Source organism: bacterium (assembly GCA_030693425.1).
GTDB lineage: Bacteria > Patescibacteriota > Minisyncoccia > Minisyncoccales > GWA2-46-15 > GWA2-46-15.
In genome coordinates this window covers 19,838-45,778 of record JAUYAM010000001.1, presented here as the reverse complement: position 1 = coordinate 45,778, position 25,941 = coordinate 19,838, and the positions used below count along the sequence as shown (strand labels likewise).

Here is a 25,941-nt window from a genome sequence, read left to right as displayed (position 1 = left end):
ATTATTTTAGATCATTAAACTATTAGTTTGGCAAATTTTCTGATAAAAATAAGCGCTAGGCCTAATTTTGCGTTCCATTGTCTGATAATCAACCTCAATTAGTCCAAATCTCGGCCAGAAACCCTTATCCCACTCAAAGTTATCAAGCAAAGACCAATAAAAATAACCGCGCACGTCAATATTTTCTTGAATCGCTCTATTTATCCAATAGAGGTGATTCTTGATAAATTTTTCCCGCTTTGCGTCTTTGGCATCGGCAAGGCCGTTTTCCGTGATATAGATCGGCTTTTCGTATTTTCTTAAATCTTTAAGAACGTGGTAAATTCCCTCGGGAAATATTTCCCAGCCCAAATCAGAAATTTCCTCATTTTTGTTTTGATAGATTCTAAAATCCTTAATTGGGTAATAAAAATAATAGTTTAATCCTATAAAATCTTGATGGTTCTTAATCATGTCCAAGAAATAAAAATTTATCCACCAATCCCCGATTTTTTTAACGAAAGCGTTGCGCAGCCTATTTTTATAAGCTTCAAGATAAACATTATGAGTAGCCACCCCGACTTGCGCTTCTGGCTGAATGCTTTTAATTATCTTATAAGCTGCTTTGTGGGCTTTAATTAAATTTTCTATTGTTAAAATATAGGAAATGAAATTTCGTCCGGCAGGAGGCCAAAGTAAAGTTAATTGGGAACCGGCTGAATATAGTTCTGATTCATTCACGGTAATCCAAAACTTTACTTCGTTTTTTAACGAGGAGACGATTTTTTCAACGTATTTGATAAAGCGATCAACGGCTTTGTTTGATGCCCAATTTGGGAGCCACAGCGGGTTAGTCCAGTGCCAAAGGGTGACAAATGGCTCAAGGCCGCGTTTGCGCAAGGCCAAAATGACCTGCCGGTAATGCTCAATTTCCTTTTCGTTAAAATTTCCTTCTTCTGGCTCAACTCGCGACCATTCAATAGAAAAACGATGAGCATTGTGGCCTAGCAATTTGGCAATATCAAAATCTTTTTCAAAGCGATTGTAGTGATCGCAAGCTCTGCCCGAAATGTAATTTTCCGGCCTAAACATTTCCGGAAACATTTCTTGTTGTTGTTTTGTCCAGTTATTTCCGGCTTTTCGAGCCAACTGATGAGCATTGGCTTTTTCCCATTCGGTCCAATCATTCGAATTGCCGCCTTCTGCTTGATGAGATGAAGTACTTGCTCCCCACAAAAATCCTTTAGGAAATTTTATGACCTCCATAAGACGCAATTATTAATTAAATACAGCAGAATAATTTACTCATTTCCATTCGGCCTCGAGGATCTTCTCCGGCCAGCGGGTTTTTAACTTTTTAAGATTCCGGCAATCGCTGCGGTGAATGGCCGCGCCTCTGGTTTTGGTCAGATAAGCTGTAACTTTATCGCCGGCCCTGGGCTGGCAGCATTTGGCGGCAAAGTGAGCGACTCCGCTTTTTCCTCCGACGGTCACGGAATCTTTTTTGACGACCGGCCGGATTTTCTCAGAAGGAATTATTTCTTTGACCGGCTTTCGGAGATCTCTCATTCGCAGAAATCTTTGTCTCAGGCCGGCAAAGAAATTGGGCTCGATTTGTTTTTTGATGTGCGACTTTGCCAAGCCGGTTTTAACGACCTTGAGCCAGTCCCGGCTCGGCCCCCTGTTTTTATCGATCAGGATTTCGACGACGTCGCCGTTCCTGAGCTGTCCGGAAAGAGGAAGCATTTTGCCGTTGACTTTGGCGCCAACGCAATGGTTGCCGATTTCAGAATGGACGGCGTAGGCAAAGTCAATCGGGCAGGCGCCTTCGGGGAGATCAATAATGTCGCCTTTTGGGGTGAAGATAAAAATGCGGTTCTTAAAGAAGTCAATCTTCAGCTCATTGAGGTATTCCCGGCTGATCGGATTTTCCTTTTGCCAGTTGGCCAGCTCTTCGATCCAGGCGAAGGCTTTGCCTTTCCGCTTCAAGTCAACGCCTTCTTTTCTTGCCCAGTGGGCGCAGACGCCGCGTTCTGCGGTTTTGTGCATCTCGGCGGTCCTGATCTGGACCTCGATGATCTTTCCTTCTTGGCAGAAAACGGTCGTGTGCAAGCTCTGGTAGCCGTTGGGCTTTGGAAAAGCGATGTAATCTTTGATTCTTCCCGGGAGCGGCCGCCAGTACTTGTGAATGGCTCCCAAAACCTCATAACACGTCTTGGCATCTTTGACAATTATCCTCAAAGCCGCCAGATCATAAATTCTATCAAAATTCATCCCGTGTTTTAAGAGTTTTTGATAAAGGCTGAAGCGGGATTTCAGCCGGCCTTGCGTCTTTATGAAAGGAATTTTTTCTTGTTCCAGGTATTTTTCCAAGACCGTCCTGGTTTTCTCTAAGTATTTTCTGGCTTCAGAATATCTTTCTTCGCTATTTTCCAAAAGCCACTGGTATTCTTTAAGGTAAAGATAGGGGAAGGCGAGGTTTTCCAGTTTGGTTTTTATTGTCTGGATGCCCAGGCGGTTGGCCAAGGGGGCGAAAATCTCCATAGTTTCCAAGGCGATCCGCTGCTGTTTCTCTTTGGGAATAAATTCCAGAGTCTCCATGTTGTGAACCCGGTCAGCCAGCTTGATGATGATGACGCGGATGTCTTCGGTCATGGCGAAAAACATTCTCCGGAGATTTTCGATTTCCAGGCCGACCAGCCTTTTGGCCCTTTTCTCAATCGGCCCGATTTCGAGCTTCTGTCTTGGAAGCCTGATTTTTCCGAGGCGCGATACGCCTTTGACCAGAAAAGCAATTTCTCCTCCAAACCTTTGTTCAAGTTCTTGAGGCGAAACCTTGGTATCGTCGAGAACATCGTGCAAGAGGCCGGCGGCGACGGCGCCGGCATCGAGTTTTAAGTGGCTGAGAATAAGGGCCGTTCTGGCCGGATGGATGATGTAGTCTTGGCCGGAGAGCCTTTTCTGGCCTAGGTGGGCGTTCTTTGCAAATTCAAAAGCCCTGGAGATTAATTCTCGGTCTTTGGCTTCGGGATAGTTTTTTAGAATTTCTTCAAGAGTCTGTTTTGGCATCGCCGTAGGAATTAGTCTTGCAGTCTTTGTTAGAACATTTTTCTTTGCGCCAGCGGGTTTTAACCATCAAAGAGTCACAAGCAGGACAGTTCTGGCCGGTGGGTTTGTCCCAAAGAGCAAAATCGCAGTCGGGCCACCTAGAGCAGCCGTAAAACCTTTTCTGCTTTCTGGTTTTTCTTTCAACTATTTCTGCTTGTTGGCATTTCGGGCATTTTATTCCAAGGGAAACAAGGAGATTTTTTTTGTATTTGCATTCGGGAAACTTAGAACAGGCATAGAACTTTCCATACCTGCTGAATTTGACATTCAGGAGGCTCTGACAGAGAGGGCAAGTCTCTTTTATCTCTTCTTTGGAGAATTCCTTGAGAAGGTCCTCTTTAGAAACTTCTTTTTCTTTTGTTTTTAAATTTTCTTTGAAAGGAATATAGAATTCCTCAATGACCGGCAGCCATTCTTTTTTTCCCGAAGAGACTTGGTCCAGCTCTTCCTCCATTTTGGCCGTAAAAGCGACGTCAACGATTTTGGGAAAATGATTAACCAAAAGATCGTTGACCAGGAAGCCTATATCGGCGGGGAAAAAGAGCTTTTTTTCGTCTTTCTGGACATAGCCTCTGGTTTGGATGGTTTCCAGAGTCGGGGCGTAGGTCGAGGGTCGGCCAATGCCGAACTTTTCTAAAGCTTTTACCAGGGTCGCTTCAGAATAGCGATTCGGCGGCTGGGTAAAATGTTGGGAAGGGGAGACCTTTATCAACTTTAAAGATTCATTCTTTTCCAAATAAGGCAGATTTATCTCTTCAAATTTCAGAGGGTAAACCTTTAGAAAGCCGGCAAATTTCATTGTTTGGCCGGTTGCCCGAAGGGCATAGACAGTCGAACTTTTAGGTTTTTCAGCGAGAATGTCGACTATAGTTGAGTCAAAAATCGCTTCTGACATTTGACAGGCCAGGAACCTTTGCCAGATCAGGGCGTAAAGCTTGAATGCCGCTTCGGCAAAGCCCTCCTTCGCCGTGCCGTCGCCAAAGCGGCTATGGCGCGTCGGCGACAAGGCTACGGAGGGCGGATCCCTGAAAGGATCCGTTGGCCGGATCGCCTCGTGGGCTTCCTGGGCTGATTTGGATTTGGTCTTGTATTTCCTGGAAAATCCCGGCCAGTATTCCTTGCCGAGGTTTTTCAGTATATATTCTTTGGCGGCGGCCAAAGAGATTTCCGAAAGATTAAAAGAATCGGTGCGGTGGTAAGAACAAAGCCCTCTTTCATAAAGTTGCTGGGCTAGCCGCATTGTCATCTTGGCCGAGAAATGAAACCTTCGCCAGGCTTCCTGCTGGAGAGTTGAAGTGGTAAAAGGCGGCAGAGGAGATTTTCTGGTCTCTTTTCTTTCGATATCGATTACTCTGTAGTCTGCTCCCTCCAAGTCTTTAACGATTTCGGAAGCTTCGTTTTCAGTTTTAATTTCGAGCTTGGAAACAGCCTTATCATTCTTTTTGGCCAGGAAGGCTTCGAATTCCGAACCCTTGAGGTTTAACTTTTCCAAAAGAGCTTTTATCTGCCAGTATTCTTGAGGGATAAAGCTTTTTATTTCCCTTTCTCTTTCGACTATCAGCCTGACAGCGACCGATTGGACCCTGCCGGCTGACAGGCCCCAGGCAATCTTTTTCCACAGGAAAGGAGAGAGTTTGTAGCCGACGATCCTGTCCAAGATTCTTCTTGTTTGCTGGGCGTTGACCAAATTCATGTCAATCTCCCTGGGGTTTTTTAAAGCTTCTTCAATCGCTGGTTTGGTAATTTCGTGAAAGGCGATTCGTTGATATTTTTTGAGCCCCAAAGCCTTGGTTAAATGCCAGGCAATGGCTTCTCCTTCGCGATCCTCGTCAACCGCTAAAATTACGCTTTCTGCTGTTTTTGCCAGTTTTTTCAAACTGGCAATAGTTTTTTTCGCTTTGGCTGGGATGACATATTCTGGTTTAAAGTTGTTTTTCAGATCAATGCCAAAATTGCCTTCAGGCAAGTCTCTAATATGACCGAAAGTGGCTGCCACTTCATAGTCTTTGCCAAGGAATTTTTTGATTGTGTTTGATTTTGTAGGGCTTTCCACCAGAATCAAGCGCATAATTTATTTTTTATCTTATATTTATAAATTCCTAATTTTCGTGTCTGCTGTTGAATACTTGACCAACTTCGATTTGGTAATTTCAAGAAAAACTTATTTTTAGGTAACAAAGAATAAAATTCTTGTATAATTTTATTTTCTTGTTTATTGTAATTTTTTCTATGTTTCATTTCTATTTTCGAACATTGTTTTGCTAATTTAAACTTTCTTTTGAGATACAAATTAGCATTGTTATAAAGATAATTTATCAAAGTTTTAGCCGAATTGCATCTATAGCAAATATAAAAAACATTGGATAGTTTACCATTTTTCTTCCCTTGGCTAATTTTAGAATAAATATTGAATTTAGAAAGAAAATGATCTCTAATGAAGGCCATAACTTCTTTTTTGCCGCAAATGCTTAAATTTGGGTAGCCCTTTTGTCGGCCCTTTTTGTTAAAATTTATGCTCCCGTCTCCGTCTACTATGCCGCGGATAAAATCCCGTATGTATTTATAAGGAATATTTGGAATTTTCCCACGAGTTTTTCGGAAACTTTTTCTGTATGTCACCTCTAACTTCTTTAAATCATCAACGATTACTTGACTATGGATAGAAAAATGGACATATTTTTCCCCTATTGATAAAGTTTGTTCTGCTGAAAACTTTTGTTTTATTTTTCTTAATATATCTATATCTTTTCTACTTTGACCAAAGCTTAATCTGTCGCTACATCCATTGTGGGTTACTTTAATAATTGAGCCATCAGCAAAAATAAACCCGAGAATATAAGCCATATTAGAAGACCACTTTTTGAAATAATCTTCATTAACTCTTAATTTAGGCCCATCTATCTTGCGTTTTAATCCTATCCTTTCTCCTTGGGCTAAGATTGCTGACCATGATCTTTTTGGTAAAAGCTTTAGAAGTTTTTCTTCTGATGCTTCAGCAAAATCTTTGTAAAGTATATCATTTTCTTCCGATTGCCATAATTTTGCTGATGGTAGACCCAAGCTAAATGCTTTAACTGCAATTGTGGCCTTAGTTCGATTTGGAAACATCTTTGCCAATTCTCTAACTATCAATTTAGGATAAAACTTTTTTAGAAGAGAAACCTCTTTATTTGACCAATATTTATACATTCTTAGTTAAATAATTTAAATTTAGCACGAAAACACGACTATTTAATTTTTCTTTCATTTTGTTTTATGTTTTTTAAGAAATTGAATTAAATCTTTTTCCTCAATTCTAAAATTTCTGAGAGTAAGCTTAATAGCCTTAAGTTTTCCAGCTTTAATATATCGCCAGATTGTATATTCGCTAACGCCTAATTTATTTGCTACTTGTTTTGGAGTAAGAAGCTTATCCATTATTTAATTGTAGCTCTTACGAAATGTTTGTCAAGCAACAATTAGCAAAACCTGATACGATTTTAGCGGCTTATTTCAATTTTTTTGCCAAGTTTTTTCAGGATACACTTTTTTTAGGTTTTTTGTCTGGCCACTGTTTCGGAAAGCATTTGGCAGTAGAGGTTTAATCCAACTTGGTTGATGCTGCCGGATTGCTCTTTCCCTAAGATGTTGCCGGCTCCTCTGATTTCCAGGTCTTTGATGGCGATCTGCCAGCCGGAACCCAAAGTTTCTGCCTGCTTTAAGGCAGTCAATCTTTGTTTAGCTTTCATTAGAAGTCTTTGCGGGTGCAGGAAATAGGCAAAGGCTTGGGAAGAGAACCTGCCGACTCTGCCTCTGATTTGGTAGGCCTGGGCCAGGCCCAGCCGGCTGGCGTCTTCGACGATCAAGGTGTTGACGTTGGGAAAATCAATCCCATTTTCAATGATAGTCGTCGCCAAAAGCAGATCAATTTCTTTTGACTGGAAATCAGCCATCACTTTTAGCAAAGCCTTTTCTTTCATTCGGCCGTGAGCCAGGCCAATTTTGACTCTCGGCAGGAGTTTTTCCAGCGAGGCTCTTGCTTTTTCAATAGTGGCAACTCGGTTGTGGAGGTAATACACCTGGCCGCCCCTTGAAATCTCATTATCGACAGCCTTTTTAACTGTTTTTTCCGACCAGGGGATTATGAAAGTTTTGATCGGCAGGCGATCTTTTGGCGGAGTCTGAATCAGGCTCATTTCTCTTAAAGAAGAAAGAGCCAGGTAAAGGGTTCTTGGTATGGGCGTGGCCGACAAAGAAAGGATATCAAGAGAAGCTCTTATCTTTTTCAGTTTTTCCTTTTGTCTGACTCCGAATCTTTGTTCGTCGTCAATCACCAGCAGCCCCCCGCCTTTTCCAAACAGGCAGGAGGAAACGTCTTTTGACAAAAGCCGGTGGGTGCCAACGAGAATATCAACTCTGCCGGATTTCAGTTTTTCGACGGTCTCTTTCTGTTCTTTTTTGGTCTGAAGCCTGGTAAGAACGGCCAGGCCGACCGGCAGATTCTTTAGCCTTTGTTTGAAATTCTGGAAATGCTGATTTGCCAGAATGGTGGTCGGGCAAAGAAAAGCCGCTTGCCAGCCGGCAGAAACGGCTATCAGCATTGCCCTGAGGGCGACTTCGGTTTTGCCAAATCCCACGTCGCCGCACAATAATCTGTCCATTGGTTTTGACCGGCCCAAGTCTTTTTCTATTTCCGCCAGAGCTCTGATTTGATCTGCGGTTTCCTGAAAAGGAAAACCGGCTTCCAGAATCAATTCCAGCTCCTTGTCTTTAGAGTAAGGAGGCCGAGAGGCGATTTCCCTCTGGGCATAGATCTGGAGGAGCTCTTTGGCGAACCTTTCGACTTCTTGCTTTATCTTCCTTTTGGTTTTTTGCCAGGCTTGGGACCCCAGTCTTGAGATTTTCGGCTCGACAAAACCGACGTATCTAGACAGCTTTCTTTCTAACCCTAAGGGAACATAAAGCCTGTCTTGGGAGGCATACTCTAAAATATAGTATTTTGCCTGCCCTCCGGAGCTTTGGCGAAGGGGGGTATCTTGTATTTTGTATTTAGTATCCGGTACTTCGTTTTCCCGATACCAGCTACCAGATACTAGATACGAGATACCTATAAATCTGGCCACGCCGTGGTCAAGGTGGACGACGTAGTCTCCGGGCAGCAGGCCTTTCAGGCCAGAGAAAAGCTTTTGGGATTTGAGCTTGTCTTCGAGAACCTGCCTGACTCTTTTTTCATCCGGTATTTTAAAAGAGATCTCTTGAATTTCTTCAACAATGTTTCCGAAGAACTCAAGCCTTAAGGCTATCGGAGAGTTTATCGGAAAAACATCGATCAGGCCGCCTCTCTGAGAGAACTCTCCCGGGAAAGTTATTTCCTGGACCCTTTCGTAGCCAAGGTCGAGGAGTTTTTGGACGAGACTGGAAAAGAGAAAAGATTTACCTTTTCCCAAAAACAGGCAGTTTCTTTGCCACCAGGGCTGGCTTTTGGCCAGCTGACGGATTTTCTCAAAGTTCTTTTCAAACCAAAACAACCTCTTCTTGAGAAAGTAGGGGGTGAGGCTGGCGACGAGATAGCTTGCTATTGACAATTTAGGTATTGTTTGTTATAATCAAAACATTAATTTGCCTCGCGGTCTACTGACGAGTTGCTGGAAATCTATCCCTCCTTAATGATTTCTAGCTTAAAGGGGATCGTTGGCAGCAAATGTTGCTTGATGATCGCGCTTGTCAGTAGGCCGGGGGACAAATTTTATTTTCCGCCCCGTATTTTGTGGCGGTTTCATACTCAAGAATCCAGGAGGAAGAATGAAAAAGGCAGATGTTCAAAGAGATCAAACAGTATGTTGCCCTCATTGTGGCAACAAAACGGGGGGAAATGCCGTTGACTATGCAGCGAGGCAGAAGCATTCTATGACCTGTTCGCGCTGCGGCAAACGGTTCCGGCCCGTTCTGCCTAAGAAAAAAAATAGGCAGATGGGATAGATGGAATAGATTCAAAGGAAAGAAGGTGAGAAAAATGGAAGAATTAATTCTCGAGACGACGATTCATTTCGAAGAGATTCCGACCGTGAATTGTCCCCATTGTAATGCAAAGTATCACGGGCGGAGTCTCGACGAAGCATCCCGCGCGGGCAAGATTAAAACTTGCCAAAAGTGCGGGAAAAAGTTCAAGGTTGTCAGACCTAAAGAGGATTGGGATTGACGACCTTGGAAAGCCAGGGTTGTTTATTCGCCCTGGCTTTTTATTTTGAGTAAAGCTTAGCTTCACTCATAGTTTGGCATAACAATACCTGCGACCGCAGGTGTTAATATGGCATCAGTTGAACTTGGCCATTGCTTTTTCTGAGCCTTCTTCCAAAATCATCTCAATCGCCTCATTTGTTTTCTTAATCACTTCGGCAGCGATTTTTTCTTCATCTTTTGTGAATTTTTTAAGAACAAATCTGTCTAAAGATTTAGACCCGGGGACGTAATTTTTTGGCCTGACGCCTATCCTAATTCTGACAAAGCTTCTGGTTTTTAAAACGCCGACAATGGAATTTAACCCTTTGTGGCCGGCAGTCCCCCGGTTTCGGGAAACCCGGATTTCCCCCTTTTTTAAATCGGCGTCGTCGTGAACAACAATCAGATTTACTGCTTTTATCTTGTAAAAAGAAATGATTTTCCCCAGAGCTTGCCCGGATTTGTTCATGAAAGTTTCCGGCAGAGCTAGCAAAATTTCTTTTTTATCAAAGACTCCTTTGGAAATCAGAGAGTTGAATTTCCTTTCCAAACGAAACTCAGGGAACCCGGATTCCTTTTGCCAGTTGATGACGGCCAGCCTGCCTAAGTTGTGCCAGGTGTTTTGGTATTTTTGACCGGGATTTCCCAGCCCCGCGATCAGGAGCATATTAGTAATTTAGTAATTAGGAATTAGAATAATTAGAAATTAGTAATTGATTATTTATTATATCATTGTTCTTGCTTTATTCCTAAAAAGCCAGTATAATTCATAAATATCATATAAATATGAAGACTTTTTTAAACTTTGTTTGGGAAACTTTAAAAATTGTTTTTTTAGCCTTAGCGATCGTTCTGCCGATCAGGTATTTTATTTTCCAGCCGTTCATTGTCAAGGGCCAGTCAATGGAGCCGAATTTCCAGCAGGGCAATTACTTAATTATCGACGAACTTTCTTATCGCCTCAGGGATCCGAAAAGGGGCGAGGTAGTTGTCTTTAAATACCCATACAACCCTTCCCAGAGGTATATCAAAAGGATTATCGGCCTGCCCGGGGAAACCCTGGAGATAAAAGACCAGAAAATCAGGATTTTTGACGAGCAGGGCCAGGAAAAGATTTTAGAGGAAAACACCTACCTGCCGGAAGAGGATTTGACTACCGGCGATATCCGCCTGACCTTAAAAGAGAAGGAGTTTTTTGTCCTGGGAGACAACCGGCTTTCTTCTTCGGATTCCCGGTCTTGGGGCGTTTTGCCGCAAAGCAATATCATCGGCCGAGTTCTTTTTCGGCTCTGGCCGCTGGGCGAGGTCAGCGAAATTAACGCGCCAACTTACTAAAATGGCAAAAAGACAAAAGTTCCAATCGCCTCAGGGCATGCACGACATTCTGCCCGAGGACCAGAGATATTTTCAGAAGGTCTATAGTCTGGCTGAGAATCTGGCCGCTTTTTACGGCTTTGACAAGATCGACACCCCGATTATTGAGTTTTTGGAGCTTTACGAAAAGGGGACCGGCTTGACAACCGAGATCGTCGAAAAGCAGATGTTTTCTTTGAAGACCAGAGGAGGGGACGCTTTGGCCTTGAGGCCGGAGTTCACTCCCGGGATTATGAGGGCTTTCCTTCAGCACGGGATGCTGAATCTGCCCCAGCCGGTGAAGCTTTTTTCCATCGGCCCGGTTTTCCGCTACGAAAGCCCTCAAGCGGGCAGGTTCCGCCAGTTTCATCAGATAGACCTTGAGGTTTTCGGCGAAGAGAGCCCAGCGATTGACGCCCAGGTAATCCAGATCTTTTACAATCTTTTGTCTGAACTGAGGTTTAAGAATCCGGTGATCGAGATCAATTCAATCGGCGCCAGCTGCTGCCGTCCCTATTTCAAAAAGATCCTGACGAGTTATTTAAGATCCCGTTTCAATTCCCTTTGCCTTGATTGCAAAAGAAGGGCCAGGGAAAATCCTCTCAGGGTCTTAGACTGCAAGGAAGAGAGATGCCAGCCGATCAGAGCCCAGGCTCCTCAGATCATCGATCACCTCTGCGAAGAGTGTCACGATCATTTTAAAGCGGTTCTGGAGTTTCTGGACGAACTGGGGCTGCCCTACCGCCTCAATCCCTATCTGGTCAGGGGAATCGACTATTATACGAAAACCGTTTTTGAGATCTTTGCCGACAGCCCTTCTCAGGAAGGAGCTCTGCCGATCGCTTTGGTCGGCGGCGGAAGGTTTGACAATCTCGGGAGAATCGTCGGCGGCAAAGACGTTCCGGCCTGCGGCGCGGCTGCCGGAGTCGAAAGGATCGTCGCCGGCATCAAGCTTGGCGGCTCGAGAGTTTCCGGCGAAGTCAAGAAAGAAATCTTCTTAGCTCAGGTTGGGGATCTGGCAAAGAAGAAAAGCCTGAAACTTTTTGAGGAGTTCCGCAAGGCTAAAATTCCCCTGGCAGAATCTTTTTCCAAGGACAGCCTGAAAGTCCAGCTTTCAAGGGCAGACCGTTTGCAGGTGAGATACGCTTTGATTTTGGGCCAGAGAGAAGCTTTGGAAAAGACGGTTATCTTGAGAGATATGCAAAAAGGGACTCAGGAAACCGTCAAGTTTGAAAAGGCGGTTGCCGAAATTAAAAAAAGGCTAAAGAAATAGCGAGGCCGAATTTCTAATTCTTAATTTCTTAATTTCTTAATTTCTAATTACTAATTTCTAATTACTTATTACCATGGCTCTAGAGGTAAAAAGACAAAATCGGGAAACCAGTCAGTCTTTGGTTCGGAGATTCGGCCAGAGAGTCCAGCGGAGCGGCATTTTGATCGGGGCGAGGAAAAAGAGATTCAAGGGCAGGATCAAGTCAAAGACGGCGAGAAAAAAGCAGGCCCTGCGCCGGGAAGAGCTTAAGGCAGAATACCTGAAACTGGAAAAACTGGGAAAATTGCCGCCAAAATTCCGCCGCAGATAAAACCACTCAGATGGAATTCATTAACCGCATCCATCAGGAGTTAAAAGAAGCCCAGCTTGGGAAACAGGAATTGAGAGTCTCGGTTTTGAGGCTGCTTTTGGCCAGCCTTAACAACCGGGAAATCGAGAAAAGAACCAAGCTGAGCAAATCCGCTTCTTTGGAGGAATTGGACGAGTTGAGCCGATTGACGGAAGAAGAAAGTCTTGAAGTCGTCGCTTCTGAAGCAAAAAAGAGGAGGGAAGCGATCGCCGGTTTTAATCAAGGCGGGCGCCGCGATTCGGCTAAAAAAGAGGAAGAGGAGCTGCAGATCCTGGAAGCTTATCTGCCGGAGGCTATTTCTGGAGAGGAAGTCAGAAAAATGATCGTTGAGGCGATTGCCAGGACTGGAGCTAAGGCCGTTGGCGATTCTGGCAGGGTGATGAAAGATTTGATGCCCGAGATCAAAAAGAGGGGCCGGGCCGACGGCTCCCTGGTCAGCCAAGTAGTCAAAGAACTGCTTTCGCCCCGCACCACTCCATCGATAACTCAACGAAAACATAATGACCAGAGCCGATAGGCGGCTTCGCCTTTCTGTCAAAACGAATTCACAAGTCTGTCGCGAGAGTGGTGCGGGGTTCGCAAAACCAAGAATGAAAGTCCGCTTTGTCAATCTCGGGAAAAAGTTTTCTAGAAGTTTTTTTAAAAAAGTCATTGAAAAGGTTTTAAAAGCAGAGAAAAAAGAGTCGTCGGCTCTGACAGTCGTTTTCCTGGGACCCCTGGCCATGAGAAAGCTGAATTTTGAGTACCGGCAGAAAAACAGGCCAACCGACGTTCTCACTTTCCCTGCAGGCCCAAATCAAGATCGGTATCTCGGAGAAACGCTCATCTGTCTTTCTGAAGTCAGAAAGAATGCTAAGATTTTTGACCAAGACTTTGAAAAAGAAACAAAAAGGGTTTTGATTCACGGCCTTTTGCACCTTTTTGGATACGATCACGAGAGGGAGAGCAAAGAAGCCGAACTGATGATTAGAAAACAAGAGAGCCATCTTTCTTAAAAAACACATTAATTATGCCCAAGGGCAATTTAATTTCCGGCCTCGATATCGGCACCAGCTCGGTTAAGATTCTCCTGGCTTCGAAAAATCCTCAAAGCAAGGCTTTAGAAATTATCAGCCAGTCAGAAGTGGAGAATTCGGGAATGAGAAAGGGAGTGGTTATCAACGTTATTGAAGTTTCCCGGAAAATCCGTGAGGCGGTTGGCTTTTGCCAGGAGGGTTTGGACAAAAAGGTAAATTCCGTTGTCGTCAATATCAACGGCAGCCACTTGGCTTTTATTCCCAGTCGGGGATTAGTTTCGGTTTCTAGGGCCGACCAAAAGATTTCCGACGCCGACGTTGACCGGGCTCTCCAGGCCAGCCGAACCATTTCTTTGTCTGCCAATCAGGAGATTTTGGAGACTCTGGCCCAGGAATTCGTTATTGACGGCCAGGCCGGCATCAAAGAGGCCGAAGGCCTGAGAGGGATCCGCCTTGAGGCAAAAACATTGTGTTTGACGGCCTTTACCCCGTATCTCAAGAATCTGACCGAAGCCGTTCTCGGAGCCGACCTGGAAATAGAACACGTTTTGGCTTCGATTCAGGCTTCTTCAGAGGCAGTCTTAGACCAGAAGGAAAAGGAATTGGGAGTGGCTGTGATTGACGTTGGTGCCGGGACAACGGGATTAGCGGTTTTCGAGGAAGGGAATCTGATTTCGGCCTCGGTTTTCCCTCTGGGATCCAACAATATTACCAATGACATTGCCATTGTCTTGAAGACCGAGATCGAAGAAGCGGAAAAGATAAAAAAGGAATTCACCGGTTTTTCTTCCAGAAGGGTTGGAAAAAAAACCAGAGCCGGCCAGGAATTTTCCCAAAAGACATTGGCGAGAGTAATTGAGGCCAGGACAAGAGAGATTTTCGGAGAGATCAGCAAGGAACTTAAAAGAATTAATAAAACCAAGCTGCCGGCGGGTGTTGTTTTAACCGGAGGCGGAGCCAAACTCTTAGGGATAATCGACTTTGCCAGAAAGGAGTTGAAACTTCACTGCCGGCTCGGGCTGCCGGCGGGTTTTAGTCCTGGCCTCGAGGACTCTTCGTGGTCAGCGGTTGCCGGTTTGGTTTTGGAGGGGGCAAAGATATATAACGATGAAGGGCTTTCTTTTTCCGAGAAAGGAGTTTTTAAAAAGATCAAAGGAATCTTTAAAACCTTTATTCCTTAAAATTACTCATATGAAAATTGTTCCGAGAATAAAAATAATTGGCATTGGCGGAGCCGGCGGCAACGCTCTGACCAGGATGTCAAAGTTCAAGATTCCCGCAGTTGATCTTGTTGCCGTCAACACCGACACCCAGGACCTCAGGAAGAACCAAGCTGAAGTAAAGTTGAGGATCGGCAGAGAAGTCACTCAGGGTTTGGGAGCCGGTATGAATCCGGAAATCGGCCGGAAGGCGGCCGAGGAGCAAAGGCAGGAGATAGAAGCGCTTTTAAAAGACAGCGATATGGTTTTTCTGGCAGCGGGTTTTGGCGGCGGCACCGGCTCTGGAGCCACTCCGGTAATCGCCGAGATTGCCAAAAACCTGGGAGTTTTGACCGTTGCCGTCATCACCAAGCCTTTTGCTTTCGAGGGGCTGTCCCGCAAGACAATCGCCCAAAACGGCATCAAAAATATCCAGGATAAAGTTGACAGCTTGCTTTTGATTTCCAACGACAAGCTGATTTCCTTGGTGGAAAAAAATACTCCTCTGACCAAAGCTTTCTCTCTGGCCGACGAGATTCTGCACCAGGCAGTCGTTTCCATCATCGACCTGATTTTGAGGCCGTCTTTGGTGACGATAAGCTTTGCCGATGTCAGAGCCATTTTAAAAGGCGCGGGCCGCGCTTTTTTCGGCCAAGGTTGGGGCCGGGGGGCCAACCGAGCCCAAGAAGCGGTTTTTAAAGCCCTGAATTCCCCTTTGCTGGAAACGTCTCCGGATCAGGCTTCCAGGATTTTGTTTAATATCAGCGCCAAGAACTTAAAACTGGTTGAGATAGATGCCATTGCCAGCAGTATTACCAAGAGCATTTTGCCGGAAACAAAAGTGATTTTTGGCGCCAGAGAAGACGAAAAGTTAAAATCAGGAGAAATGAAAGTGACTCTGATTGCCACCGGATTTCAGAAATGAGCTGGGGATAAACCCCTTTTTTATGCGGGGTTTTCCAGATTTGCCCGGTCTTTTTTAATCGGTTAGAATAGAATAACATCTCCCGCATTCCAATATGCGGGTTAATAATTCAAAAGTAAAAATGGGGATTGAAAAAGTTCAAAAAAGGGACGGCAGGATTGTTGATTTTGACGTCAGCCGCATTGAAACGGTGATTTTTAGAGCCCTGACGGCCACCAACGAAGGCAACGGCAATAGGAGCAAAAGATTGACGGCAAAAGTGTGCCAGATTTTGAATAGGCGTTTTAAAGCCGAGGAAATCCCTTCGGTTGAACAGGTCCAGGACATTGTCGAGGAAGTTTTGATTTTGAATGGGCTGGTGGAAACAGCCAAGGCCTATATTCTTTACCGGGAGCAGCGAAGGCGGATAAGAGAAACAGTCACTGCTTTTGACGAGGCGGTAGAGGCGGTTGATCAATACATTCAGGAGATTGACTGGCAGGTCAAGGAAAATGCCAATATGGGATATTCTCTTCAGGGACTGAACCATTATGGCGTTTCAGTTATCTCTAAAAAATACTGGTTAAACAGGGTTTATCCCAAAGAAATCAGAGAAACGGTAGAGTCTGGGGATTTTCACCTCCATAACCTTGACACTTTGGGAGTTTATTGCGCCGGTTGGGATCTTTATGACCTTTTGCTCAAAGGATTCGGCGGGGTTCCGGGAAAAGTCCAATCAAAACCGGCAAAACATTTCCGTTCCATTCTTGGCCAAGCAGTGAATTTTTTATATACCCTTCAAGGGGAAGTTGCGGGAGCGGTTGCTTTTTCTAATTTTGACACTCTTTTAGCCCCTTTTATTAAATACGACGGCCTTAGCTATTCCCAGGTAAAGCAAAGCCTTCAGGAGTTTTTATTTAATATGTCCATTCCAACCCGGGTGGGCTTTCAAAATCCATTCAGCAATATTACTTTAGATCTCAAGCCATCACCAGTTTTTGCTAAACAGCCGGTTATTATCGGCGGAAAGCCGCAAAGTGAAGTTTATGGAGATTTTAAGGAGGAAATGAAAGTTTTTAACAAAGCGCTTTACGAAGCGATTCTTGAGGGGGATAAAGATGGCCGGCCGTTTCATTTTCCTTTGCCGACTATTAATATTACCAAGGATTTTCCCTGGGACGACCCCGCTTTTGACTTGATTTTCGAGGCCTCGGCAAAATACGGCACGAATTATTTTGCCAATTACATCAATTCCGATATGAGGCCGGAGGATGTAAGATCGCTATGTTGCAGACTGAGACTCAATCTCACAGAGCTTCATAACCGCGGAGGTGGCGGGCTTTTTGGCGCGGGAAATAAGACTGGTTCAATTGGCGTGGTTACTATTGGTATGCCGAGGATTGGGTTTCTTTCAAAAACCAAAAAAGATTTTTTTGGCAAACTCGGCTGTCTAATGGATCTTGCCAAAGAGAGTTTAGAGATAAAAAGAAAGGCCCTGGAAAATTTCATTGAAAAAGGGTTATATCCTTATTCCCGGTTTTATTTGGGAGATGTCAAGAAAATGCGGGGAAAATATTATGCCAATCATTTTTCCACTATCGGTCTGGTGGGAATGAACGAGGCTTGTTTGAATTTTCTAGGAGAGAATATTGCTTCAAAAAAGGGAAGAAAGTTCACCCTGGAAGTGCTGGATTTTATGCGGGAAAAGCTGGTTAAATACCAGGAAGAAACCAGCAATATCTACAACCTGGAAGCAACGCCATCAGAATCTACCAGTTATCGTTTGGCGCAAAAAGACAGGGGGAAGTATCCTGATATTATTGCCGCCGGGACGAAAAAAGTGCCGTATTACACGAATTCAACAATGCTGCCGGTTAATTTTACCGACGATGTTTTTGAGGCTTTAAAACTCCAAGACGAAATTCAGTGTAAATTTACCGGTGGCGTAGTAATGCACCTGTTTTTGGGCGAGCGGGTTTCTGATCCCCGGAGCGCTAAAATGCTTGTGAAAAAGGTTTTTGAGAAATTCCATTTACCTTACATTACCCTTACGCCAACCTTCTCGGTTTGCCCCAGTCACGGCTATCTTTCCGGAGAGCATTTTTTCTGCCCGCATTGCGCCATTAAGCAGCCCTGCGAAGTCTATTCAAGGATAATTGGTTATTATAGGCCCCTAACTCAATGGAATGCGGGGAAAAAAATCGAGTACCATCAGAGAAAAGTATTTAAAATTAGAAAAACCCAACTTGAGTAAATATGGAAGTTAGTAAAAGAAAACCAGCGATGTTAGGGAAACATCATTCAAATGAAACAAAAGAGAAAATAAGAATAGCTCGACTGGAGAGGAAGAGGAGATTAGGTTATATTAATTCTCTAGAAACGAGAAAAAAGATTGGTGAAGCCCAAAAAGGAAAAAAGTTGTCGGAAGAAACTAAAAGAAAATTGAGCCAAGTTCTTAAGGGGAAGAAAAAACCACCTTTTACAGAAGAGCACAAAAGGAAAATAAGAGAGACATTAACGGGAAAACCTCAACCTTGGAATGCTGGCGCGAAATGTCATTTTTGGCGAGGAGGAATTAGTCGAAAGGTTATCGTAGTATGTACAACTTGCGGGAGAGAAAAATTTGTGCGGAATTACTCTCTTAAAACACTCACCCATCCTTATTGGTGCAAGCATTGTAGTCCACATTGGAAGCCAGAAACTTTTGAAGATAGAATTAGATTAAGTCGAGCCCACCGGATTTATAATTTAGACGAGTCGTTTTTTAGCAGTATTGATAATGAAGAAAAAGCATACTGGCTAGGATTTTTTAGCGGCGATGGGACGATAACGGAAAATAAAATAAGATTGCGTCTCGCCAATAAGGATACAGATCATCTTAGTAAATTTAAAAAAGCGGTAAGTTGGACGGGAAAAGATTATTATTCCAAGAGAGATGGTGCCACAGAGGTTGTCTTTAGATCGTCAAAAATGGTTTCCAACTTAGCTCGTTATCATGTCACACCCCGTAAAACGTTTAGCGTTAGGTTCCCAAGCATTCCGGAGTATTTAGAACCCCATTTTATCAGAGGAGTGTTTGATGCCGACGGTTGCATAAGCAGGGCAATAAGAGTTAGCCGTGGCAAATCGGGTCAATTATATCTTTTTTACGGCGGAGATTTTAATATTGAGGGCAACAAAGAATTTGTTTTAGAGATTCAATCTCGCTTGTTAAAATTAGGATTATCCGCTAATTCTATAAATTATCCTGGCAAAAGGATTTACAGAGTGCGATACGGCGGAATCAATCAATTAAGAGTGATTTACCGCTATTTGTATAATAATTCCAAAGTTTTTCTAGAAAGGAAAAAAGAACTTTTTGAGGACATTTTTAGAAATTATCATTCGGAAACTTTGAGACCGGGAGAGTACGAAGAAAGAAAAGAGTTTAAATTGAAAGCGAATCAAGTTTAGTTGGACATCGCATGTCCAACTAGTTATTGAATAGGTTGACGTCTCTTTTTTAATTTGCTTGTTTAAGGATAGATATTTCAAAATCCAATTGCAGGATTCGTCTAAAGGAGGCGAACATGTCAGGAAAACACATTTTTGTTGGGTTGTTGGGCTTGACCGGCTCGGGAAAATCCACCCTAGCCGAGCTTCTCAAGAGATCTGGTTTTCTTCATCTCGAGGAGCCTTTTGTCGCCAATCCTTTTTTGCCAGAATATTACGCTTCTGGCATGAAGGAAAAAGCCTTTCAGTCGCAGCTGTTCTTTTTGCTGCGAAAATGGGCTTTAACCATGGCAGCCGGACGGCTGCTGGAGTATTTCCCGGTAGCCATTGATCCTTCTATGGATCTCGACGTCTACATGTACGTCGAGGCCCTAAGGAAGATGGGAAGCTTGTCGGTGGCAGAATATGATTTGTATCATCTGGCAGTAGAGGCTTTGATGAACGGCCTGCCAAAGACAGACTTCTTGATCTACTGCAGGGTGGCGCCAGGCACTGCCATGGCTAGAATCAAGGGCCGGGGGAGAGAGATGGAAAAATGTATTACTGAAGAATATCTCGCTCTTCAAATGGCGTGCCTGGAAAAATGGCTGGGACAGGCTAGCGTTCCATCTCTGGTGTTGGATTTCGACACCCTTAATGCCAACACCGAGGAGGGAGCCTCTGGAATTGTAGAAGAAGTAGAAAAAACCCTCAGGCTCATTAGAAGCAAATAAATACTAGAGGCCAATCAGAAAATGATTGGCCCTTTAGTTATTTAGAGAGGAGCTTGACACCCTCTTTTTTCTTTGCTTGTTTAAGAATAGATGTTTTGAAATCCAAATTTCATATATTTTGTTCAGAGGAGGACAAAATGCGAAGACAGATTGTAACGGTAGTCCGAACGCCTCCGCCATCCGGAGACAAAGGGTCACTAGTGGGAGTGACGGGTACGATGAATGCAGGCAAATCGGCTTTGGTGGTGGCACATATGCTTCAACTTCAGGCCGCCTATGGCCTCGAAGAACCGAGAATTCAGATCTTTTCATTTCCGGTTCACGACCATATCCTCTCTGGCCCGGTGAGTGTTACGGCCACCCTGGTGAGGACTACCGAGGAAATGAAGATGGCGCTCCGCAAAGAGACCCGATTGGTGGTAATTGATGAAGCCCAACTCATTGATGTCGGCACTTCTCATTGGCAGACGGCTCTAACCGATTTCATTGTCGAGCTGACAGCCAGCGGGGTCCACTGCGTAGTGGGCGGTCTACTTAAGACCTTTGAGGATGAGCCGTTTGGATGCATGCCTGCTATTGCAGAAATGGCTGATGAGACAGTTGAGATCATTGCCGAGTGTCTGAGCTGTCATGAGAAAATGGCTACTTGCAACTTCCGGCAGGGTTCACCTGTCGGAGACGCGGTCGAAAGGATCGCCAAAGAACTTTACACCCGGGTCTGTCCTGATTGTCATGCCAGGTTGGCTCCGGAATGCCATAAGTAGCGAAAGAGGGAGGGGGAAACGAACTTCCCCCTCTTTTGCTTTATTTCAAGCTTATTATGTTACAATTTATTAATTGCAATATGTTAATTGCCGGTCTGCAGAAAACTACTTTAATTGATTACCCGGGGAAAATAGCGGCCACGGTGTTTTTGGCGGGTTGCAGCTTTCGCTGTCCCTGGTGCTATTCATCGGAACTGGTTTTGCCAGAGAAAATAAGAAAACAGCCAAGAATCTCTGAAAAAGAGCTTTTTGCGTTTTTGAAAAAAAGAAAAGGATTATTAGACGGCGCGGTTTTGTGCGGTGGAGAGCCAACAACCAATAAAGATCTGCCGGATCTCATCAAAAAGATTAAGAAACTAGGCTTTTTGGTGAAACTGGATACCAACGGCAGTAATCCAAAGATGCTAGAGAAGCTGATCAAAGAGAAGCTACTTGATTATGTAGCGATGGATATTAAGGCACCGTTAGGTGCCAAAATCCAAATTCCAAAATCCAAATTCCAAAAAAAATCCCAAATCCCAATATCAAAATATCAAAAAGCGACGGGGGTGAAAGTTGATTTAGAGAAAATCAAAAAAAGCATTGAAATCATTAAAGAGTCGGGAATTGATTATGAGTTCAGAAGTACGGTAGTGCCTGGGCTTCATTCCAAAAAAGATATTGTTCAAATCGCCAAAGGCATTGCTCCGGCCAGAGCTTACTTTTTGCAGAACTTTAGGCCGGAAAAAACTTTGAACCCACGATTCAAAAAGCTCAAGCCGTATCCTCAAGAAGTTCTCGCGGAAATAAAAAAAGAAATCGCAAAGCATTTCTCAATTTGCGAAACGAGGTAAGATTTTCTGAATAATGGCCAAAGGAAAACTATTTTTTTGGAGCTGCCTGTCTTTTATCTGCGGAGTTTTTATCAATTCTTTCTTTAACATTCCCCAGCAAGTTCTGCTGGGGTTTTTGTTTATCCTCGCAATTTCCCTTTTCGTTTTTAGATTCGATAAGCGATTATTGATTGCCGGAATTCTTCTTTTGGCTTTTTCGCTGGGAGGTTTTCGTTATCAGTCTGAAGCAGGAAAAATCTTTGAATCTGAATTAAGGGAATTTAATGGCGCTAGCCAGACTTTAAATCTTGTCGGAGTAATTTATGACGAACCAGATTCACGCGACAGCAGCCAGCAGTTAAAAACGAGAATCGAAAATCTCAGCGGCAGCAGAATCCAGGAGAATCTGCTGGTGATTGCCTCAAAATACCCGAGCTATCATTATGGCGACAGGATAAAAATCCAAGGGAAGTTGAAGACGCCGGAGAATTTTGAGAAGTTCAATTACCAAGGATACTTGCAGAAAGAAAGAATTTACTCAACAATGATCTTCCCTAAAGTTGAGCTATTAGAATCTAGCCAGGGAAGTTCAATCAGGAAGGTTCTTTTTGAGTTTAAAGACAGATTCCGGGAAACCTGGCAAAAGCTTTTGTCGCCGCCTCATCTGGGGATTTTTGAGGCTTTGACTTTTGGCGAGGAGGGAAATATTCCCAGTTCGTGGAAAGAAAAGCTCAATCTTTCCGGGACCAGGCATCTGACGGCGGTTTCGGGTATGAACATTACCATTATCAGTTTTTTGCTGGCCGGCACCCTTTTGAGCCTCGGCTTTTGGCGGCAGCAGGCCTCTTTGATTTCTCTGATCTTTATCTGGCTCTACGTTTTGATGATCGGCGCGCCCGCGTCGGCTTTGAGAGCCGGACTGATGGTTAGTTTGTTTCTGGCAGCTCAGTTTTCGGGGAGGCTGGCCGCCGGCTCTCGATCTTTGGTTTTCAGCGCCGCCGTCATTCTGGCAGAGAATCCTTTGCTGTTGAGGTTTGACGTCGGCTTCCAGCTGTCTTTTCTGGCGATGGCCGGTCTCATCTACTGGCAGCCGTTTTTTAAGCAAAAGGTTTTTCGGAGATTGCCGGATTTTTTCCGCACAAACCTATCAGCCACTTTTGCCGCGCAGGTTTTTACCCTCCCTCTTTTAATTTACAATTTTGGCTACGTTTCCCTGATTTCACCCCTGACCAATATTCTTTTGGTTCCCTTGATTCCTTATCTGACAATTATCGGTTTTGTCTTTGGGATTTTGGGCATGATTTCTCTGTTTTTTGGCCAGATTCTTTCCTGGATTTTGTGGCTAGGCCTAAGCTATATTCTTTTGGTGATTGATTTGTCCTTGAAAATCCCTTTCGCCCATCTTGTTTTTGGAAACTTGTCCGCGATTTTAGTTTTGGCCGCCTATTTATTTTTGATTCTGGCAACCTGGAAGATTCAATCTGCCAGAAAGCAAGAGTTTTTCTATTGAGAAATTTCTGGTAGACTAAAAAAAAGTCATTATGGAAACATTTTCTAAGCAGAAAGCCTGGGTAGTGACGGTTGACATGGGTTATGGCCACCAGCGGACAGCCAATAATCTGCAGCATTTGGCGTATGAGGAAAAAGTCATCTGCGCCAATAACTACGAGGGCATGTCCGCAAGAGATCGCCGAATCTGGGAGGCTCAGCAAAAATTCTATGAGTCGGTTTCTGCTTTCAAGAGAGCGCCCTTGATCGGCGGCCTGATTTTTTCGATTCTTGACGCCGCCCAAAAAGTCCAGCCCTTTTACCCGAAAAGAGACCTTTCAAAGCCCACTCTCGCCCTAAGACAAATCTATTTTTTGCTTAAAACGGGTTGGGGCAGAGATCTGATCGGAAGATTGAAAAAGAATCCTCTGCCGATAATCAGTACCTTTTTCACTCCGGCCTTTATGGCCGAATTCTTTGGCTATCCCGGCGAAATCTTTTGCGTTGTTTGCGACACCGACATTACCAGAGCCTGGGCTCCTTTGGATCCGGAAAAGAGCAAGATTAAGTATTTTGCTCCAACTGAAAGGGTAGTTGAAAGGCTAAAGCTTTATGGAGTTAGGCCAGGAAATATTCTTTTAACAGGTTTTCCTTTACCCGTAGACAACATCGGAAACGAGAACCTTGACGTTCTGAAACAAGACTTAAGAGAAAGAATTTCAAACCTCGACCCCCAGAAAAAGTTTTTCTATAAGTATTATCCTTTAATTAAAAGCCGTCTGGATTTGCCCTTGAGGAGCAGCCATGTTTTAACTCTGACTTTTGCCGTCGGCGGAGCCGGAGCCCAGAAAAAACTGGCCGTCCAGGTTCTAAAAAGTCTTGCCAAAGACATAAAACTGGGGAAAATCAGGATGGTTCTCGTCGCCGGCGCCAGAAAGGCGGTTAAAGATTATTTCTTAAAACAGATAGAATCTTTGAGATTGAGTAATCGGCTGGGAAAGACTTTGGAAGTTTTATTCTCTTCAAGCGTGAAAGACTATTTCAAAGATTTCAACAGCTGTTTGAGACAAACAGATATTCTTTGGACCAAACCCTCGGAACTCTCTTTTTACGCGGCCTTGGGGCTGCCGATTATCATCGCTCCGACTATCGGTTCCCACGAAGAATTCAATAAAAGATGGCTTTTAAAATCGGGCTTTGGCATTATTCAAAAAGACCCGAGGTTTGTTCACGAATGGCTTTTTGATTTGGTGGCCCAAGGGTATTTGGCAGAAACGGCTTTTGAAGGTTTTCTCGAAGGAGAGAAATTAGGCGCCTTTAACATTCAAAAGATTATTGAAAAATGCTCTGGATATTAATTGCCATTTTCAGCTATTTTCTTTTGGCGGTCAGCGCCTTGGGCGACAAGTATCTGCTGTCTGGCCCGCCCGAGCCCAAGAGCTACACCTTTTTTATCAATGTTTCCGGGATTTTGCTCTTGGCTCTGATTCCTTTTGTCGGTTTTGTCCGGCCAGACTCAAGGCAGATTCTTTTGAGTTTCTTAGCAGGCGGCTCGATGGTCTTTGCCAGCTATTTCCTTTACAGCGCTCTGGAAAAGTTCGAAGCTTCAAGAGTGATTCCGGCTATCGGCGGCCTGCTTCCGATATTCACCCTGGGAATTGTTTTTCTTTTTTCTGGTTCCCAGAGCCTGACGCCAAAGAGTCTGGCAGCTTTTTTATTGCTGGTTTTAGGAAGCGTTTTAATCAGCGCCGACAAGGGAAAAGCGATCTCCCTAGAAAGCCTGTTCTTTTCAGCTGCTTCAGCTTTCCTGTTTGCCTTGAGCTTTGTTCTGGTAAAAAGCCTTTATTTGGAGCTGCCTTTTTGGACGACTATTATTCTAACCAGGCTGGGCGCTTTTCTTGCCAGCCTGGTTTTTCTTTTGGCCAAAGAGACAAGGGCCGAGATTTTTCAGAAAAACTTTATTCTTCAAAAGAAATCAGGAATTATCTTTTTTGCAACTCAAGGAATAGGAACTCTGGCTTCACTCTTACAGAATTGGGCTATTCTCTTGGCCCCCTTGGGATTTTTGGCTTTCGTCAACGCCCTCGAGGGCACCAGGTACGTTTTTCTGCTGGTCCTGTCAGTTTTGGTTTCGGCAAAGTTCCCGAAGATTCTCAAGGAGGAGATTTCTCCAAAAAGCATGTTTCAGAAATCGCTGGCCGTCCTGATTATTATCATCGGCCTGGGGGTTTTAACATTATCGTTAAAGACATGAAACTAAAGAAGAGGCTATTAATCTCTTTATTCTTGTTTTTGCTGGCCGTTTTCAGCTATTTTTTCGTCGGCAGAGCTCCGAAGGCGGAGAAGATTGCCTGGGGAGTTGATTTTTCCCAAAAACATGCTGAAAACCTTGGCTTGATTTGGCAGGAAGCCTATCTGGCTTTACTGGAAGATTTAAACGTCAAAAACCTCAAAATTTCCACCAGCTGGGATCTATTGGAAAGAGAGAAAAGGTTTTATGATTTTTCTGATTTAGATTGGCAAATTGACCAGGCGGGGATTCGCGAGGCCAAAATTCTTTTGGTCATCGGCATGAAAACTCCACGCTGGCCGGAATGCCATTTGCCCGACTGGGCCAAGACCCTGCCGAAACAAGAAAGGGAAAAAGCGGTCTTGGATCTGCTGGAAAAGATAGTTTTGCGCTACCGAGAAAATCCTGTTGTCTGGGCCTGGCAGGTGGAGAACGAGCCTTTGTTTGATTTCGGCGATTGCCCGCCGCCAGATAAAATTTTTCTTAAAAAAGAAGTCGATTTGGTCAAAAAGCTCGACTCGCGCCAAAGGCCGATTGTTGTTTCCGACAGCGGCGAGTGGTCGTTCTGGTTTCAAGCCGCTAAAATAGGGGACATTGTCGGCATTACTCTTTACCGCACAGTTTGGTTCAAAGAACTCGGCGTTTACAGTCATTATCCCTTTCCGCCGGTTTTTTACCACCGGAAAGCCGAGTTGGTTGAAAAGATCTTTAACAAGAGAGTCATCAATATCGAGCTGCAGGCCGAGCCCTGGGGACCAAAATTACTCTATGGCCTGCCCCTGGCCGAACAGCAGAAGACCATGACTCTGAAGAAATTTCGTGATAACATTGAGTTTGCTCAGGCCACCGGCCTCGACACTTTCTACCTTTGGGGTTCAGAATGGTGGTATTGGTTAAAGGAAAAACACCAGGACCCTTCTTTTTGGCAAGAAGCAAAAAAGATTTTCCAGCAAATAGACTAGTACATTTTGAACGTACGTTCAATTTGTAAGAATGAAATTCT

24 protein-coding genes are annotated in these 25,941 nt (G+C 44.1%); 17 read left to right on the top strand and 7 right to left on the bottom strand.

The genetic code is table 11. From position 1 onward, the window contains the following. Positions 1 to 6 precede the first annotated feature (6 nt). From Q8N16_00205 to Q8N16_00180, 6 genes are all read right to left on the bottom strand, one after another. Positions 7 to 1,245, bottom strand: a complete 1,239-nt coding sequence (locus tag Q8N16_00205) for a glycoside hydrolase family 1 protein (GenBank protein MDP3093173.1) — start codon at positions 1,243 to 1,245, stop codon at positions 7 to 9. A 39-nt stretch (positions 1,246 to 1,284) separates the two neighbouring features. Next, positions 1,285 to 3,048, bottom strand: a complete 1,764-nt coding sequence (locus Q8N16_00200; protein MDP3093172.1) for a RelA/SpoT family protein — start codon at positions 3,046 to 3,048, stop codon at positions 1,285 to 1,287. Continuing rightward, positions 3,029 to 5,155, bottom strand: coding sequence for a type I DNA topoisomerase (gene topA, locus Q8N16_00195; protein MDP3093171.1), 2,127 nt, complete (start codon positions 5,153 to 5,155; stop codon positions 3,029 to 3,031). The genes Q8N16_00200 and topA overlap by 20 nt, the downstream gene beginning before the upstream one ends. Next, a complete protein-coding gene (locus Q8N16_00190) occupies positions 5,146 to 6,276 on the bottom strand; it encodes an LAGLIDADG family homing endonuclease (protein ID MDP3093170.1) in 1,131 nt (376 codons plus the stop codon). The genes topA and Q8N16_00190 overlap by 10 nt, the downstream gene beginning before the upstream one ends. 54 nt (positions 6,277 to 6,330) lie before the next feature. Further along, the gene (locus tag Q8N16_00185) at positions 6,331 to 6,504 is read right to left on the bottom strand and encodes a helix-turn-helix domain-containing protein (GenBank protein ID MDP3093169.1); all 174 of its coding nucleotides are present in this window, start codon (positions 6,502 to 6,504) and stop codon (positions 6,331 to 6,333) included. Between the two features lie 113 nt (positions 6,505 to 6,617). Further along, complete coding sequence (locus Q8N16_00180; protein MDP3093168.1) at positions 6,618 to 8,651, bottom strand: CarD family transcriptional regulator; 2,034 nt, start codon at positions 8,649 to 8,651, stop codon at positions 6,618 to 6,620. Positions 8,652 to 9,079: 428 nt separating this feature from the next. Between Q8N16_00180 and Q8N16_00175 the strand changes: the two genes are divergently transcribed. Further along, complete coding sequence (locus Q8N16_00175; GenBank protein MDP3093167.1) at positions 9,080 to 9,265, top strand: hypothetical protein; 186 nt, start codon at positions 9,080 to 9,082, stop codon at positions 9,263 to 9,265. 114 nt (positions 9,266 to 9,379) lie between these two features. Here Q8N16_00175 and pth read toward each other — a convergent pair whose 3' ends face one another. Beyond that, positions 9,380 to 9,952 carry an aminoacyl-tRNA hydrolase gene (gene pth, locus Q8N16_00170; GenBank protein ID MDP3093166.1) on the bottom strand — a complete coding sequence of 191 codons (573 nt, stop codon included), beginning with the start codon at positions 9,950 to 9,952 and terminating at the stop codon, positions 9,380 to 9,382. 119 nt (positions 9,953 to 10,071) lie between these two features. On the opposite strand from pth, the gene lepB reads away from it, so the two are divergent. The 16 genes from lepB (at position 10,072) to Q8N16_00090 (ending at position 25,900) form a co-directional block, all read left to right on the top strand. Further along, positions 10,072 to 10,620 (top strand): signal peptidase I, encoded by a 549-nt coding sequence (lepB, locus tag Q8N16_00165; protein MDP3093165.1) that lies wholly within the window; start codon positions 10,072 to 10,074, stop codon positions 10,618 to 10,620. Position 10,621: 1 nt separating this feature from the next. After that, the gene (hisS, locus tag Q8N16_00160; protein ID MDP3093164.1) at positions 10,622 to 11,911 is read left to right on the top strand and encodes a histidine--tRNA ligase; all 1,290 of its coding nucleotides are present in this window, start codon (positions 10,622 to 10,624) and stop codon (positions 11,909 to 11,911) included. A 73-nt stretch (positions 11,912 to 11,984) separates the two neighbouring features. Beyond that, on the top strand, positions 11,985 to 12,221 hold the full coding sequence (locus tag Q8N16_00155) for a hypothetical protein (protein ID MDP3093163.1): 237 nt from the start codon (positions 11,985 to 11,987) through the stop codon (positions 12,219 to 12,221). Between the two features lie 10 nt (positions 12,222 to 12,231). Next, positions 12,232 to 12,777, top strand: a complete 546-nt coding sequence (locus Q8N16_00150) for a GatB/YqeY domain-containing protein (protein ID MDP3093162.1) — start codon at positions 12,232 to 12,234, stop codon at positions 12,775 to 12,777. Positions 12,778 to 12,850: 73 nt separating this feature from the next. Next, the gene (gene ybeY, locus Q8N16_00145; protein MDP3093161.1) at positions 12,851 to 13,255 is read left to right on the top strand and encodes an rRNA maturation RNase YbeY; all 405 of its coding nucleotides are present in this window, start codon (positions 12,851 to 12,853) and stop codon (positions 13,253 to 13,255) included. A gap of 14 nt (positions 13,256 to 13,269) precedes the next feature. After that, positions 13,270 to 14,457 carry a cell division protein FtsA gene (gene ftsA, locus Q8N16_00140; GenBank protein MDP3093160.1) on the top strand — a complete coding sequence of 396 codons (1,188 nt, stop codon included), beginning with the start codon at positions 13,270 to 13,272 and terminating at the stop codon, positions 14,455 to 14,457. Positions 14,458 to 14,467: 10 nt separating this feature from the next. Then, the gene (ftsZ, locus tag Q8N16_00135; GenBank protein MDP3093159.1) at positions 14,468 to 15,400 is read left to right on the top strand and encodes a cell division protein FtsZ; all 933 of its coding nucleotides are present in this window, start codon (positions 14,468 to 14,470) and stop codon (positions 15,398 to 15,400) included. A 94-nt stretch (positions 15,401 to 15,494) separates the two neighbouring features. Beyond that, entirely contained in the window at positions 15,495 to 17,633 is a 2,139-nt protein-coding gene (locus Q8N16_00130) for a ribonucleoside triphosphate reductase (GenBank protein ID MDP3093158.1), read from the top strand. 2 nt (positions 17,634 to 17,635) lie between these two features. Continuing rightward, the gene (locus Q8N16_00125) at positions 17,636 to 18,832 is read left to right on the top strand and encodes an NUMOD3 domain-containing DNA-binding protein (GenBank protein ID MDP3093157.1); all 1,197 of its coding nucleotides are present in this window, start codon (positions 17,636 to 17,638) and stop codon (positions 18,830 to 18,832) included. Between the two features lie 116 nt (positions 18,833 to 18,948). Beyond that, a complete protein-coding gene (locus Q8N16_00120) occupies positions 18,949 to 19,584 on the top strand; it encodes a deoxynucleoside kinase (GenBank protein ID MDP3093156.1) in 636 nt (211 codons plus the stop codon). A 137-nt stretch (positions 19,585 to 19,721) separates the two neighbouring features. Further along, entirely contained in the window at positions 19,722 to 20,348 is a 627-nt protein-coding gene (locus Q8N16_00115) for a hypothetical protein (protein MDP3093155.1), read from the top strand. 80 nt (positions 20,349 to 20,428) lie between these two features. Next, positions 20,429 to 21,181, top strand: coding sequence for an anaerobic ribonucleoside-triphosphate reductase activating protein (locus Q8N16_00110; GenBank protein MDP3093154.1), 753 nt, complete (start codon positions 20,429 to 20,431; stop codon positions 21,179 to 21,181). A gap of 13 nt (positions 21,182 to 21,194) precedes the next feature. Further along, a complete protein-coding gene (locus tag Q8N16_00105; protein ID MDP3093153.1) occupies positions 21,195 to 22,670 on the top strand; it encodes a ComEC/Rec2 family competence protein in 1,476 nt (491 codons plus the stop codon). A gap of 31 nt (positions 22,671 to 22,701) precedes the next feature. Continuing rightward, complete coding sequence (locus Q8N16_00100) at positions 22,702 to 24,006, top strand: hypothetical protein (protein MDP3093152.1); 1,305 nt, start codon at positions 22,702 to 22,704, stop codon at positions 24,004 to 24,006. Beyond that, the gene (locus tag Q8N16_00095; protein ID MDP3093151.1) at positions 23,991 to 24,902 is read left to right on the top strand and encodes an EamA family transporter; all 912 of its coding nucleotides are present in this window, start codon (positions 23,991 to 23,993) and stop codon (positions 24,900 to 24,902) included. Before Q8N16_00100 ends, Q8N16_00095 begins: the two co-directional genes overlap by 16 nt. Further along, positions 24,899 to 25,900, top strand: coding sequence for a hypothetical protein (locus tag Q8N16_00090; GenBank protein MDP3093150.1), 1,002 nt, complete (start codon positions 24,899 to 24,901; stop codon positions 25,898 to 25,900). Before Q8N16_00095 ends, Q8N16_00090 begins: the two co-directional genes overlap by 4 nt. The last annotated feature ends 41 nt before the right edge of the window (positions 25,901 to 25,941 follow it).

Bases quoted from the DNA above. Each gene is read 5' to 3' on its own strand.
- Q8N16_00205 (MDP3093173.1), bottom strand. From the start codon at position 1,245: ATGGAGGTCATAAAATTTCCTAAAGGATTTTTGTGGGGAGCAAGTACT.
- Q8N16_00200 (MDP3093172.1), bottom strand. From the start codon at position 3,048: ATGCCAAAACAGACTCTTGAAGAAATTCTAAAAAACTATCCCGAAGCC.
- topA (MDP3093171.1), bottom strand. From the start codon at position 5,155: ATGCGCTTGATTCTGGTGGAAAGCCCTACAAAATCAAACACAATCAAA.
- Q8N16_00190 (MDP3093170.1), bottom strand. From the start codon at position 6,276: ATGTATAAATATTGGTCAAATAAAGAGGTTTCTCTTCTAAAAAAGTTT.
- Q8N16_00185 (MDP3093169.1), bottom strand. From the start codon at position 6,504: ATGGATAAGCTTCTTACTCCAAAACAAGTAGCAAATAAATTAGGCGTT.
- Q8N16_00175 (MDP3093167.1), top strand. From the start codon at position 9,080: ATGGAAGAATTAATTCTCGAGACGACGATTCATTTCGAAGAGATTCCG.
- pth (MDP3093166.1), bottom strand. From the start codon at position 9,952: ATGCTCCTGATCGCGGGGCTGGGAAATCCCGGTCAAAAATACCAAAAC.
- lepB (MDP3093165.1), top strand. From the start codon at position 10,072: ATGAAGACTTTTTTAAACTTTGTTTGGGAAACTTTAAAAATTGTTTTT.
- hisS (MDP3093164.1), top strand. From the start codon at position 10,622: ATGGCAAAAAGACAAAAGTTCCAATCGCCTCAGGGCATGCACGACATT.
- Q8N16_00155 (MDP3093163.1), top strand. From the start codon at position 11,985: ATGGCTCTAGAGGTAAAAAGACAAAATCGGGAAACCAGTCAGTCTTTG.
- Q8N16_00150 (MDP3093162.1), top strand. From the start codon at position 12,232: ATGGAATTCATTAACCGCATCCATCAGGAGTTAAAAGAAGCCCAGCTT.
- ybeY (MDP3093161.1), top strand. From the start codon at position 12,851: ATGAAAGTCCGCTTTGTCAATCTCGGGAAAAAGTTTTCTAGAAGTTTT.
- ftsA (MDP3093160.1), top strand. From the start codon at position 13,270: ATGCCCAAGGGCAATTTAATTTCCGGCCTCGATATCGGCACCAGCTCG.
- ftsZ (MDP3093159.1), top strand. From the start codon at position 14,468: ATGAAAATTGTTCCGAGAATAAAAATAATTGGCATTGGCGGAGCCGGC.
- Q8N16_00130 (MDP3093158.1), top strand. From the start codon at position 15,495: ATGCGGGTTAATAATTCAAAAGTAAAAATGGGGATTGAAAAAGTTCAA.
- Q8N16_00125 (MDP3093157.1), top strand. From the start codon at position 17,636: ATGGAAGTTAGTAAAAGAAAACCAGCGATGTTAGGGAAACATCATTCA.
- Q8N16_00120 (MDP3093156.1), top strand. From the start codon at position 18,949: ATGTCAGGAAAACACATTTTTGTTGGGTTGTTGGGCTTGACCGGCTCG.
- Q8N16_00115 (MDP3093155.1), top strand. From the start codon at position 19,722: ATGCGAAGACAGATTGTAACGGTAGTCCGAACGCCTCCGCCATCCGGA.
- Q8N16_00110 (MDP3093154.1), top strand. From the start codon at position 20,429: ATGTTAATTGCCGGTCTGCAGAAAACTACTTTAATTGATTACCCGGGG.
- Q8N16_00105 (MDP3093153.1), top strand. From the start codon at position 21,195: ATGGCCAAAGGAAAACTATTTTTTTGGAGCTGCCTGTCTTTTATCTGC.
- Q8N16_00100 (MDP3093152.1), top strand. From the start codon at position 22,702: ATGGAAACATTTTCTAAGCAGAAAGCCTGGGTAGTGACGGTTGACATG.
- Q8N16_00095 (MDP3093151.1), top strand. From the start codon at position 23,991: ATGCTCTGGATATTAATTGCCATTTTCAGCTATTTTCTTTTGGCGGTC.
- Q8N16_00090 (MDP3093150.1), top strand. From the start codon at position 24,899: ATGAAACTAAAGAAGAGGCTATTAATCTCTTTATTCTTGTTTTTGCTG.